The organism is Nonomuraea turkmeniaca, from assembly GCF_005889735.1.
GTDB classification, from domain to species: domain Bacteria; phylum Actinomycetota; class Actinomycetes; order Streptosporangiales; family Streptosporangiaceae; genus Nonomuraea; species Nonomuraea turkmeniaca.
In genome coordinates, this window is record NZ_VCKY01000109.1 from 22790 (window position 1) to 34608 (window position 11819).

At 68.9% G+C, this 11819-nt stretch carries 12 protein-coding genes, 1 tRNA gene and 1 pseudogene; 7 read left to right on the forward strand and 7 right to left on the reverse strand.

What is annotated here, in order from left to right; translation table 11 throughout:
- Nucleotides 1-107: 107 nt before the first annotated feature.
- A complete protein-coding gene (locus tag ETD86_RS28685; RefSeq protein ID WP_138669277.1) occupies nt 108-314 on the reverse strand; it encodes a hypothetical protein in 207 nt (68 codons plus the stop codon).
- 510 nt (nt 315-824) lie between these two features.
- Here ETD86_RS28685 and ETD86_RS28690 point away from each other — a divergent pair.
- Both ETD86_RS28690 and ETD86_RS28695 read left to right on the forward strand, forming a co-directional pair.
- On the forward strand, nt 825-1415 hold the full coding sequence (locus ETD86_RS28690) for a hypothetical protein (RefSeq protein ID WP_138669278.1): 591 nt from the start codon (nt 825-827) through the stop codon (nt 1413-1415).
- 6 nt (nt 1416-1421) lie between these two features.
- Nucleotides 1422-2201 carry a hypothetical protein gene (locus tag ETD86_RS28695; protein ID WP_138669279.1) on the forward strand — a complete coding sequence of 260 codons (780 nt, stop codon included), beginning with the start codon at nt 1422-1424 and terminating at the stop codon, nt 2199-2201.
- A gap of 142 nt (nt 2202-2343) precedes the next feature.
- Here the strand turns inward: ETD86_RS28695 and ETD86_RS28700 are convergent.
- Together ETD86_RS28700 and ETD86_RS28705 are read right to left on the reverse strand one after the other, a co-directional pair.
- Nucleotides 2344-2559 (reverse strand): annotated as a pseudogene (locus ETD86_RS28700) (transposase); the annotation flags it as partial.
- Between the two features lie 99 nt (nt 2560-2658).
- Nucleotides 2659-2732: transfer RNA gene (locus tag ETD86_RS28705), tRNA-Lys, on the reverse strand.
- Between the two features lie 108 nt (nt 2733-2840).
- On the opposite strand from ETD86_RS28705, the gene ETD86_RS28710 reads away from it, so the two are divergent.
- Both ETD86_RS28710 and ETD86_RS28715 read left to right on the forward strand, forming a co-directional pair.
- Nucleotides 2841-3680 carry an AAA family ATPase gene (locus ETD86_RS28710; RefSeq protein WP_138669281.1) on the forward strand — a complete coding sequence of 280 codons (840 nt, stop codon included), beginning with the start codon at nt 2841-2843 and terminating at the stop codon, nt 3678-3680.
- Complete coding sequence (locus ETD86_RS28715) at nt 3673-5040, forward strand: vWA domain-containing protein (protein WP_138669282.1); 1368 nt, start codon at nt 3673-3675, stop codon at nt 5038-5040. Before ETD86_RS28710 ends, ETD86_RS28715 begins: the two co-directional genes overlap by 8 nt.
- On the opposite strand, the gene ETD86_RS28720 is transcribed toward ETD86_RS28715, so the two are convergent.
- A complete protein-coding gene (locus ETD86_RS28720; protein WP_138669283.1) occupies nt 5037-5804 on the reverse strand; it encodes a nuclease-related domain-containing protein in 768 nt (255 codons plus the stop codon). The two genes, ETD86_RS28715 and ETD86_RS28720, sit on opposite strands and share 4 nt — an antisense overlap.
- 153 nt (nt 5805-5957) lie before the next feature.
- Between ETD86_RS28720 and ETD86_RS28725 the strand changes: the two genes are divergently transcribed.
- Nucleotides 5958-6557 carry a TetR/AcrR family transcriptional regulator gene (locus ETD86_RS28725; protein ID WP_138669284.1) on the forward strand — a complete coding sequence of 200 codons (600 nt, stop codon included), beginning with the start codon at nt 5958-5960 and terminating at the stop codon, nt 6555-6557.
- Here ETD86_RS28725 and ETD86_RS28730 read toward each other — a convergent pair.
- From ETD86_RS28730 to ETD86_RS28740, 3 genes are read right to left on the reverse strand one after another with little or no spacing between them, the layout of a single operon-like run.
- Complete coding sequence (locus tag ETD86_RS28730; RefSeq protein WP_138669285.1) at nt 6528-7607, reverse strand: acyl-CoA dehydrogenase family protein; 1080 nt, start codon at nt 7605-7607, stop codon at nt 6528-6530. The two genes, ETD86_RS28725 and ETD86_RS28730, sit on opposite strands and share 30 nt — an antisense overlap.
- Complete coding sequence (locus ETD86_RS28735) at nt 7604-8767, reverse strand: acyl-CoA dehydrogenase family protein (RefSeq protein ID WP_138669288.1); 1164 nt, start codon at nt 8765-8767, stop codon at nt 7604-7606. Before ETD86_RS28735 ends, ETD86_RS28730 begins: the two co-directional genes overlap by 4 nt.
- Nucleotides 8764-9966 carry an acyl-CoA dehydrogenase family protein gene (locus tag ETD86_RS28740; protein ID WP_138669286.1) on the reverse strand — a complete coding sequence of 401 codons (1203 nt, stop codon included), beginning with the start codon at nt 9964-9966 and terminating at the stop codon, nt 8764-8766. The genes ETD86_RS28735 and ETD86_RS28740 overlap by 4 nt, the downstream gene beginning before the upstream one ends.
- A 106-nt stretch (nt 9967-10072) precedes the next feature.
- Between ETD86_RS28740 and ETD86_RS28745 the strand changes: the two genes are divergently transcribed.
- Together ETD86_RS28745 and ETD86_RS28750 are read left to right on the forward strand one after the other, a co-directional pair.
- The gene (locus ETD86_RS28745) at nt 10073-10651 is read left to right on the forward strand and encodes a GNAT family N-acetyltransferase (RefSeq protein WP_138669287.1); all 579 of its coding nucleotides are present in this window, start codon (nt 10073-10075) and stop codon (nt 10649-10651) included.
- A 21-nt stretch (nt 10652-10672) separates the two neighbouring features.
- Nucleotides 10673-11819: serine/threonine-protein kinase (locus tag ETD86_RS28750; RefSeq protein ID WP_484213962.1), on the forward strand; the 1147-nt coding region annotated here is incomplete at its 3' end.

An 11819-nucleotide genomic window follows, 5' to 3' on the forward strand; every position in this document is an offset into this window, starting at 1 on the left:
GGCGGAGCCGCCCGTTCGCCATGAGACCCGGCGGCAGGGCCGGCCGTACAGGCTGGTGCTGACCGAGACGAGGCGCTGTTCGAACGCGAGCGTCTCGTCCGTGAGCGTCAGGAGTCGGACCTGGCCTGGCTCACCGACAAGTGGAAGGTCTCCGGCTGATCCGGCCCATGCAGGCCGCGAGCCCGCTCGACGAGCGTCTCACGCCGGCGCATGACCGAGGGAACCTGGCCGGTCGCCTGGCCCGTCGTGACGCTCGCGGCCGAGCCGGGGGCGGTAGCGCCGGTGGCGCAGAAGCTGCTGCGGCCCCGCGACATCCAGGTTCTGCTGGACAGCCGCGAGCCTCGCGTGTCCGGCTACTGCCATCACGCCATGGAAGTGGAGCACATCGACGCCGGTCGTGCTCGCCCAGGCGTTGCTCCAGAATGGCCGCCGTCGCCGGATGGGTCGTCGAGGAGCTTCCGTTCGTCGGCCTGGGGTTGGCGCCGAACGTCGATGAGACGATCAGGGAGTACAAGATCAACGGGGTGGGGCTTCCTTACGGGGCCGAGAGCGTGGAGCTGGGCGTGGACGGCCGGGGACGGGTCCGGGCCCCGTACGCGGCGACCGGCGATCGTGGGTGCTCACGACGGAGTGACGCGGGCATTCCGCAGCGGGACGGGCCACCCATCGCCTTCCCGCGGATGTCGTGGTCGGCCCGATGGCACAGTTTGCATGGGTGGCGCTATTCGCGCGCTAGTGATGCGCTAGCAGTGAAGATTACTGTGCCGCCACGCCCGCCCGGATGCCGCCGCGTGGCTCGACCCGCACACCTGCTGGAGTAGTAAATGACCGAGCCTTCATTTGAAGCGACTCCACTGCCGCAAGTATGGGGGCCTGGACGTTCATGGTCTCCCGGTCACCGAGTAGACGGGCAGAATCTCGACGCAACCTCCGACGCGGAAATGCCGGAGTGGCGCGCCTGGGCACTTGACGGTGGGCCGACCAGTTGGCCGGAGGCGCTGGACAGCCTGGAGATCGATCGTTCCGCGGTAAGAGACGTCGCACGCGCATTGCTGGCCGACCTGGAGGCATATACCCCGCTGCGGGTCTGGCCCAGATCCGAGGACGGCTATCTCGCGGGCCTGGAGGAGGGAGCCGAGCCCGCCAGACTCCTCGATATGCCCAGGTTCGGCGAATTCCCTCCGGGAATCGACCTGGGAAACTTTCCGGGAGGCCCGCGCAACGATTTCAATGATTTCGCTAATATCGGCGCCGTCAATCACTTTCACGATTTCATGGTGCTGTCACTCGAGCAGTTTTTCAAGTCCTACGCCTCCTATATCGCCAGACTGGCTCAGAGTGTCGAGGAATACGAACTAGCGGAAGAGGCATCCACTCTGAGCGATCTCGAGGTAATCCAGAAGGATGACGAGTGATATGACATGACCAAGCAGACAGCCTGGTATAAGAATGGTATCAGACCGGATGACGCTCTCCTTGAGATGCGGTTCGCCCTCGGCTATGAGAAGAGGGGCAACGAATACCATGCCCGCATCGAATCCATAGAGGGAGAGATTGCGGGAACGTCCGGAAGAGCACTCATTTCCATTGCGGACACCTTGGTGGAGACCGTCTCCACTGTCACCGCAAGGGGTCAGGAGCTCGCCGATGCCTGGGGGGGAGACGCCGCCAAAGAGGCGGTTCGGGAACTTGGCGTGCTCCGGAAAGCAGTCATAGAGTTGGCGGCTGCCGTAGGAACGGTCGGGGAGGGCATCCGCTGGTTCGGCGAGGAGGTGTACCCGTGCTTCGCCGACGCCAGTGTCGGCAGCTTGATTGAGGACCCCATCTGGGATCACGAGTTCGGCGGCAACAACTGCGACTGCAGTTTGCTCTATGCCAACCCGCTCTCGTGGACCGGATTCGACTCCGCCACGTGTATCCGGCAAGAACACGAATATTACTATGAACATAGCGACAGATGGATCACACATCCCCGTGACGCGATCCCGGTGGTCAACCGTGAAGACCTCTACTCCAGCGAGCTCGGCCCCTTCGTCAACGAAACAGAGCGTCAGGCGATAGAGGATCGACGCTTGGATCCTCTTACCGCCTACAAGACCGCAGCGGCACGCCGGCAGATGGACAGGTTGAACGGCTACCTCGAAGAGCTGCACGGGTTTCTGCCGGCGAAAGCCATCTGCCACTTCCCCGACGACGCGTAGAAACTGCTTCTTCTGGAGGTGGCGAGCTTGTCACTTCAGGCGTGTAAAGACCATTTCTGGGCGATGAAGGGCCTTATTCACCTGATCCGTCCTGGATAGGCGATGTCGAGGCCAGAGCAGTTTGACGGCGGCGTCGTCGCCGGTCGCGGCGAGCCACCGGCCGCAGCGCGTTGCGGATCATGTGAACGACACGGGTCTGCACGGTGGTGTACGGGAACGCGGCCTCGCCGGCGGTCGCGGCCTCCAGCGGGATCTTGGCCGGCCAGATGCCCAGCACGCGCTTCTCGCCGTCGGCGTCGATGCCGACGGCCAGGTAGGCGGGCTTGGCCTGGACGCTGGGGTCGTCTCGGACCTTGACCGTGCCGAAGAGCAACCGACGCCTACCCTCGACCTCGCCCGAGAGCTTCCGAAAACCGAAAACCCCAGCTCACCGCAGTGAGCTGGGGTTTTGAACGGGTGCGCCGCCAGGGACTCGAACCCCGGACCCGCTGATTAAGAGTCAGCTGCTCTGACCAACTGAGCTAGCGGCGCCTGCAGAGGAATATACCGGTGATCCCCATCCTGGTCGAATCGGTATCAGGCGGGCTTCTGCGGCTAGAATAAAGTTCGGCCCTGGAGTGCCGCCAGACAGGAGCATTGATGTTCGACTCGCCCGCCGACGTGACGGAGCGGCTCGCCGCCGTGGACTACCTCTCCGACGACGCCATCTCCACCTCGGTGTTCCTGGCCGCGGCGCTCGGCAAGCCACTGCTGGTCGAGGGGCCCGCGGGGGTCGGGAAGACGCAGCTGGCCAAGGCGGTGGCGCTCGCCACCAGGGCCGAGCTGATCAGGTTGCAGTGTTACGAGGGGCTCGACGAGGCCCGCGCGCTGTACGAGTGGAACTACAAGAAGCAGCTGCTCAGGATCCAGGCCACCAGCGACGACGACGACATCTTCAGCGAGGAGTTCCTGCTGGAGCGGCCGCTGCTCAAGGCGATCAGGTCGGACGACCCCACCGTGCTGCTCATCGACGAGACCGACAAGGCCGACGTGGAGGTCGAGGGGCTGCTGCTGGAGCTGCTGTCCGACTTCCAGGTGACGATCCCCGAGCTGGGGACCATCGCCGCGACCCGCCGCCCGTACGTGGTGCTGACCTCCAACGCCACGCGCGAGCTGTCCGAGGCGCTCAAGCGGCGCTGCCTCTACCTGCACATCGAGTACCCGACCCCCGAGCGGGAGCGGGACATCGTGCTCAGCCAGGTGCCGACCATCCGGGCCGACCTGGCCGAGCAGCTGGCCAGGACGGTCGCGACGCTGCGGGCGCTGGAGCTGAAGAAGGCGCCGTCGGTGGCCGAGACCGTGGACTGGGCCAACACGCTGCTGGCGCTCGGCCGGGACGAGCTGGACGAGGCGACCGTGGCGGGGACCCTGGGCGTGGTGCTGAAGCACGCCTCCGACCATGAGCGGGCGGTCAAGGAGCTGGGGTTGCCGGATGCCTGACTCTCTCGTCGACCGGCACGTGGGCTTCGTGCACGCGTTGCGCGCGGCCGGGGTGCCGGTGTCGGTGGCGGAGGGGCTGGACGCGGCGCACGCGCTGCGGGTGATAGAGCTGGCCGACCGGGAGTCGCTGCGCGCCGCTTACGCGGCGACGCTGGTGAAGAAGCCCGCGTACCGGCCGGGGTTCGACGTGCTGTTCGACCTGTGGTTTCCGGCGGCGACAACCGGCATGTACGCCGAACGCCAGGAAAAGGCGATCAATCCGCAGGAAGCCACCGTCGAGGAGCTCCGCGACCACCTCGCAAGCCTTCTGACCGGCGGCATCGATCAGGAGATGCGCGAGTTCGCCCAGTCCATGGTCGAGCGTTTCGGCCGCCAGGCCGCCGGCCCCGGCCGCCAGGGCTGGTTCTCCTACAGCGTCATGCGTGCCCTGTCCCCCGAGACGCTGATGGCCCGCATCCTCCGCAACGTCCTGGCCGGCCAGGAACGCGGTGGCCTGGCGGAGAAGACCGTACGCCAGCAGGTCAACGCCGGCGTCCGGCGTTTCGAGGAGGCCGTCGCCACCGATGTGCGCCGCCGCATCGCCGAGGACTCCGGGATCGAGCGCATCGCCCGCTCCGCCGTACGCCCTCCGCTCGACCAGATCGACTTCCTGCGCGTCACGAAGGCCGACCTGGCGCGGCTGCGCAGGGAGGTCTACCCGCTGGCCAGGCGCCTGGCGGCACGGCTGACGATCAAGCACAGGAAGGGCCGGCGCGGGCGGCTGGACTTCCGCAGGACGATGCGGGCCTCGCTGCAGAGCGGCGGCGTGCCGCTGACCACCCACTTCAGGCCGCCCCGGCCGCACAAGCCTGAGCTGGTCATCCTCTGCGACACCAGCGACTCGGTCTCATCGTTCGCGCACTTCACGCTGCTGCTGACGTACGCGCTGAGGGAGCAGTTCACGAAAGTGCGGGCGTTCGGCTTCGTGGACACGGTCGACGAGATCACGCGGTTCTTCGTGCCGGGCGCCGACGTGGTGGAGGCGATGACCAGGCTGGCGAACGAGGCCGACATGGTGCGCTTCGGCCGCACCAACTACGGCCACTCGCTGGAGCGCTTCGCCGAGCGGTACGGCGACGCGATCGGCCCCAAGACCTCGCTGCTCATCCTCGGCGACGCCCGGTCCAACTACCAGCCGCCCGCCCTGGACGTGCTCAAGTCCCTGGTGTCCAGGTCCCGGCACGCCTACTGGCTCAACCCCGAGCCGAGACGGCAGTGGGACACGGGCGACTCGGTGGCGGGCGACTACAGCACGGTCGTCCCGATGTACGAGTGCCGCAACGTCGCCCAGCTCACCGCGTTCATCGAAACGCTGGCCTAGACCTTCTGCAGCGCCCTGGCCGCCGTACGGGTGAGCAGCTCGATCTGCTCCTCGGTGTACACGCGGCCCTCGGCCGCCTTGATCACCTTGGCCGCCAGCCGCGGCCTGAGCAGCGTGAGCCCCTCGGCCACCAGGATGCCGCCCTTGGGGAGCTCCCCGCAGTGCACCGCAAGCATGGGGGAGATCGTCACCGGGATGCCGGTCTCGCGGCTCAGCAGCTCGGCGAACGCCTCGGAGGCTCCCACCAGTGCCTTGGCCTCCTTGGAGCCGTACTTCTCGCCGAAGAAAAGCCGCCCGGCGTAGCAGGCGATCTCGGTGTCGGGGCTCCAGGACTCGTTGTCGACGATCCACACGCCGGCCGGGCCGATCACCAGGTGGTCGATCGAGGCCTGGTCGCGGATGGCGCGGCCGTCGAGCACGTGGTAGCCCTGCTTACCGAGCGACCTGCGCAGCAGCCTCGCCGTGATCGCCTCACCGCGCTTGGCCCCGCGCCAGACCGCGGTCGCGTGGAACGAACGCCAGTCGAGGAACCAGTCGCCCCCGGCGACCAGGCCGCCGAGGAAGAGGCCGATGAACGGGGCCGCGCTCGTGAGATCGAACCTGATCGCCAGCGCCACGCCTATGACGCATCCCACAGCGGCCTTGATGTACCTGGACCTGCGCCGGTTCTGGGCGTCCTCGCGCCAGAACTTCTCGTACCACCACTGGGGGGAATTCCCTGTGTACTTCTCGCTGGGCTGCACGTAGATAGAGCCACCGGGCACGGCAAACTCCCCGAATGAGTAGATGAGACAGGATCTGCCACGCCGAAGATCCCTCGCCGGTCAAGGGATACCCGTCGCCGAACCAAGGCAAGCCTAAGGTGACGTGATTCGAACCGGCAAGGCCAGCAACCGACCAGTCGGTATGCTAGGCCCGTGACTCATGTGAAAGAGGAACCGGTCAGGCAGCGGCTGCTGGCCGAGGCGACCCGCCTGTTCGCCGAGCGCGGGTTCGAGGGCACTTCCGTGCAGGAGGTGGTCGCCGCCGCCGGCGTCACCAAGGGCGCCATGTACCACTATTTCGATTCCAAAGACGATCTGCTGCACGAGATCTACGCCCGGGTGCTGCGCATGCAGATGGACCGGCTGACGCAGATCGCCGACGGCCCTGGCACGGTGAAGGAGCGCCTGCACAGGGCCGCGGCCGACGTGGTGGAGACGACGACCGCGAACCTGGACGACTCCAAGATCTTCTTCAGGTCGATGCACCTGCTCGCTCCGGAGACGCAGAAGACCGTGCGTGCCGAGCGCCGCCGCTACCACGAGCGGTTCCGCGACCTGGTGGCCGAAGGGCAGCGCACCGGCGTCTTCAGCGACGGCGTCCCCGCCGAGCTGGTCGTGGACTACTTCTTCGGCTCGGTGCACCACCTGGGCACGTGGTTCCACGCGGACGGACCGCTGAACGGCGCCCAGGTGGGCAAGCACTTCGCCGACCTGCTGCTCGCCTCACTCGGGGCCGGGGACGCCGGCGAGTGAGGCCAGCGCCTCCCGGTGGTCGCCGGGCGTGCCCAGCGCGATCTCGGCGGCCTTTGCGCGCTTGAGATAGAGATGCACGGGGTGCTCCCACGTCATCCCGATCCCGCCGTGCAACTGCAGGGCCTCCTCGGCGGCGTGTACGGCCACGGCGGCGTTCCACGACTGGGCCACGGCCACGGAGACCGGCGAGGGGTCGGCGACCGCGTTCCTGGCGGCGGCCCTGGCCCTGACCACGTCCAGCCACAGGTCGGCCAGCCGGTGCTTGATCGCCTGGAAGGAGCCGACAGGGCGGGCGAACTGGTGGCGGTCCTTGACGTAGGCGAGCGTCGTGTCGAGACACCACTCGGCCACCCCGAGCTGCTCGGAGGCCAGCAGCGCCGCGCCGGAGCGCAGCACCCCGGCCAGGTCGCAGGCCCCGACCCGGCGGGCCTCAGTCCGGTCGAACGTGACGGTGGCCACCGGCCTGGTCAGGTCGAGCGACGGCACGACCTCGACGGCCGCCCCCTCGGTCGCGTACAACTCGCCGTCCACGGGCACCAGCACCACGTCGGCCACGTCCGCGCCGGCCACGCCGGTGACCGTGCCCGACAGCCGCCCGTCCTCGACCCGCACCGGCGCGCCACGCAGCGGCCGGTACGGCGAGGCCGCGAACGACACCGCCAGCGCGGCCGTCTTCTGCCCCTCGGCCAGCTCACCCAGCAGGGCGTCCCTGGTCGGCAACAACGCCTGGGTGGCCAGCACCGAGCTGGTGAAGAACGGCACCGGCGCCACCGCCCGGCCCAGCTCCTCCAGCACGACGGCCACCTCGCTGGCCGACGCCCCGGCGCCGCCGAGCTCCTCGGGGACCAGCAGCCCGGCCACCCCGATCTCGCCCGCCAGCGTCTTCCACAGGTCCAGGTCGCCCATGGGGGTTACGGAGTCGTCGAGCGTGCGATGACCCGGGCCGGACTCGATCCGCTTCAGCACCGCGGCGGGCGGGCACCGGTCGGCGAGCAGCCCGCGCACGGCCGCCCGCAGCTCCTCCTCGACCTCGGAATAAAGGAGTGTCATCGCGGCAGATCCTTCCAGGGCACGTCCTTGTCGACACGGGGTTCCGAGGGCAGGCCGAGCACCCGCTCGGCGATGATGTTGCGCAGGATCTCGGACGTGCCGCCCTCGATCGAGTTGCCCTTGGCCCGCAGGTAGCGGTATCCGGCGCCGCGGCCGTAGAAGTCGACGTCCTCCGAACGGCGGAACGTCCAGTCGTCGTAGCCCAGGTCCCGCCGGAACTCGACCTCGAAACCGGACAGCGCCTGGTTGAGCTTGGCGAACGACAACTTCATCCCGGAGCCTTCGGGGCCCGGGTGCCCGGCGACGAGCTGCTCGCGCAGCCGTGCCCCCGACAGGCGGGTGACCTCGGCCTCCACCCAGAGCGCCAGCAGCCTCTGGTGCAGGTCGTGCGAACGCAGCTCCGGATACGCGTGCCAGGCGTCGAGCACAGGTCCGGCCATGCCGCCGCCGCGCCGCACGGGCGCTCCGCCGATGGCGACGCGCTCGTTCATGAGCGTGGTCTGCGCCACCCGCCAGCCGTCGCCGACCTCGCCGAGCCGCAGCTCGTCGGGGAGCCGCACGCCGGTGAGGAACACCTCGTTGAACTCGGCCTCGCCGGTGATCTGCCGCAGCGGCCGCACCTCGACGCCGGGCGCGTGCATGTCACAGACGAAGTACGTCATCCCGCGGTGTTTGGGCACCTCAGGGTCGGTACGGGTGACGAGGATGCCCCACCGCGAATGATGGGCGCCGGACGTCCACACCTTCTGGCCGTCCACCACCCATTCGTCCCCGTCCCGCACCGCCCTGGTCGCGAGCGTGGCCAGGTCCGACCCGGCGCCCGGCTCGCTGAAGAGCTGGCACCAGATCTCCTCCCCCGTCCACAGCGGACGAAGGAAGCGCCGCTTCTGCTCCTCCGTGCCGAAGGCCAGGATCGTCGGCGCGGCCATGCCGAGACCGATGCCCTGGACGCCGGTGTTGATCTGCGGCGTGCCGGCCAGCTCCCGCTCCACGACCTGCTGCAGCTCCCTGGCCACCCCCAGCCCGCCGAGCCCCTCGGGGAACCACACCCACGCCAGCCCGGCGTCGAACCTCGCCCGCAGGAACTCCAGCCGGTCCCCGCCCGGGTCGTGCGTGCCGAGGAACGCCGCCACCCGCTCCTTGATCTCCGCCTCGTTCACATCCACCTCTTCAGCTCGCGATAGGCCAGCGATCGTTTGTGCACCTCATCGGGGCCGTCCGCCAGGCGCAGCGAGCGGGCGCCCGCCCAGAGCCCGGCCAGCGGGAAGTCCTGCGAGACGCCGCCCGCGCCGTGCACCTGCACGGCCTTGTCGAGGATCCACTCCACCGTGATCGGAGTGGAGATCTTGATGGCCTGGATCTCGGTGTGGGCGCCCTGGTTGCCGACCGTGTCCATGAGCCAGGCGGTCTTGAGCACGAGCAGGCGCATTTGCTCGATCTTGATGCGGGACTCGGCGATCCAGTCCTGGACGACGCCCTGCTGCGCGACGGGCTTGCCGAACGTGGTCCTGGCCAGCGCCCGCTTGCACATCAGCTCGACCGCCCGCTCCGCCATGCCGATCAGGCGCATGCAGTGGTGGATGCGGCCGGGGCCGAGCCTGGCCTGGGCGATGGCGAAGCCGCCGCCTTCCTCGCCGATCAGGTTCTCGGCCGGGACACGGACGTCCTGGAACTCGATCTCGGCGTGGCCGCCGTGGTCGGCGTCGGTGTAGCCGAACACGTGCATGCCGCGCTTGATGTTCATGCCGGGGGTGTCGCGGGGCACCAGGATCATGCTCTGCTGACGGTGCGTGGGCGCGTCGGGGTTCGTCTTGCCCATGACGATGAAGATCTTGCAGTTGGGGTTCATCGCGCCGGAGATGAACCACTTGCGGCCGTTGATGACGTACTCGTCGCCGTCGCGGACGATCGAGGTGGCGATGTTGGTGGCGTCGGATGAGGCCACGTCGGGCTCGGTCATCGCGAACGCGGAGCGGGTCTCGCCGTCGAGCAGCGGCTGCAGCCATTCCTTGCGCTGCCACTCGCTGCCGAACATCGACAGGACTTCCATGTTGCCGGTGTCGGGCGCGGCGCAGTTGGTGGCCGTCGGAGCGATGGTGGGGCTTCGGCCCATGATCTCGGCCAGCGGGGCGTACTGCAGGTTCGTCAGCCCGGCGCCATGCTCCCCCGGAAGGAACAGGTTCCACAGGCCGCGTTTCCTGGCCTCGTCCTTGAGGTCGGCCATCAGCGGCGGCGGACCCCAGCCGCTGGTGGTGGCCTGCTCCTCGAAGGCGGGCTCGGCGGGGTAGACGCATTCGTCCATGAAGCGCAGCAGACGCCCGCGCAGGTCCTCGGTGACATTGTCAAAGGCGAAGTCCATGCCGTGAGCCTACCGACCGGCCGGTATGAGTGTCGACAGGTGGCTTCCCACAAAAACCGGCATGTGGCCATAATCCTGACATTGCGGGTCCTCTAGGGTTGCCGCCATGACCGCGAAGCTGCCTGCGCCTGTGGTGCTCGAGAACGACGTCGTCCGGCTCGAGCCGCTCGCCCTCCACCACATACCTGACCTGTTCGCCGCCGGAGGCGGGGACGACGAGGTCTGGCAGTGGCTGTCCGTCGCCACCCCGCGGTCGGAGGAGGACCTGGGGAAGGTCGCACTGGGGCTGATCCACGACGACAAGCACATCCCCTTCGCGGTGGTGCTCAAGGAGTCCGGGCGGGCCGTCGGCTGGACCACCTACGCCGACGTGCCCGGCTTCGAGGCGAGCGTCGAGATCGGCTGGACCTGGTACGGCCGCGCGGTGTGGCGCACCGCCGTCAACACCGCCTGCAAGCTGCTGCTCATCGACCACGCCTTCGAACTCGGCTACAACCGCGTCCTGCTCAAGACCGACCACCTCAACCTCCGCTCCCAGAACGCCATCAAGCGCATCGGTGGTTTCCACGAAGGCACTTTGCGGCGACACCGGAAGAGGCCCGACGGAACCTGGCGCGACACGGTCTGTTTCGGCATCCTCGAAGAGGAGTGGCCGGAACACCGGTCTCGCTTGAATCGCACCTAGAGAGGCGGCGTCCGATCCCGCATGACTGATCGGCTGGGGGGCTACTGGCTAGGCGCCCGGCTCGACGGCGGCGGGCGGACCATCGTCCGCGAGGCCTACGACGAGTCGGGGGCCCGCTATGCGCTGGGCATGCCGTGCCCACCGGACGCCACGGCTCGCGCCCGGCTCGCCGCCGCGACCGCGGTCCACTCGCTCTCCGTCGCCGCGGTGGTGACCTCGCGCCTGGACGCGGAGCCTCCGTACGTGGTCAGCGAGTACATCGAGGGCCCGACCCTGCGCCACGTCGTGGACCGGCACGGGCCCTACGCGGGTGACGACCTCTACCGGCTGGCCGCCGCCACCGCCACCGCGCTGGCGGCGGTCCACGAGGCAGGCGCGGTGCACGGCGCGCTCACCCCGGACAAGGTGATCCTGGGCGCCCAGGGGCCGCGCTTGGTCGGCCTGGGACTGTGGCCGGGGCCGGCGCCGGGCGCCGGGCCGCGGCCCGCGGAGGGCGCGGGCGGCTCGTACACGGACAGCGGACCCGCTGCGGACGTGCACGCCTGGGGGCGGCTCCTCGTCTTCGCCGCCTACGGGCCCGATGACCGATTAGGCCACGGGGAGCGGTTCGAGCGGCCGTTGCGCGCGCTGGTGGCCGCCGCACTGCACCCCGATCCCGAGCACCGCCCGAACGCCCGCCAGCTCCTGATGTCGCTGCTCGACGTCCCGCAGTCGCAGCAGGGCCGGCTGCTTCCTCCCGAGCCCATCGACGATCCGCCGCTCGGTGTCCGTGCCGAGGCCGTGTACCTGCGGCTCGGGCCGGGCGATCAGGACGTGGTCCCCGACGTGTTCCTGCGGCTCGTGGGGCTGGACGCCGAGGGCGCCGACACGGTGGCGCCGGCCGCCGGGGAGGACCTGGTCGCCGGGCGGGGCGTCGACGAGGTGGCCGCCATCGAACGGGTGCTGGAGGCGTACCAGAAGGAAGGCCTGATCACGGACCGGCAGGCGCCGGGCGAGCCGGTGTCCGGCGGGGCTGATGGACGGGACTCCGCCGGAACACCGGCTTCGGTGCGGATCAGCTATGTGGGCCTGTTACGGGCCTGGCCACGGCTGCGGGAATGGCTGGACGGCGAGCGGAGCGGGCTGGCCGTGCACCGCGAGCTGGCGCAGGCGGCGCGGCGGTGGGAGG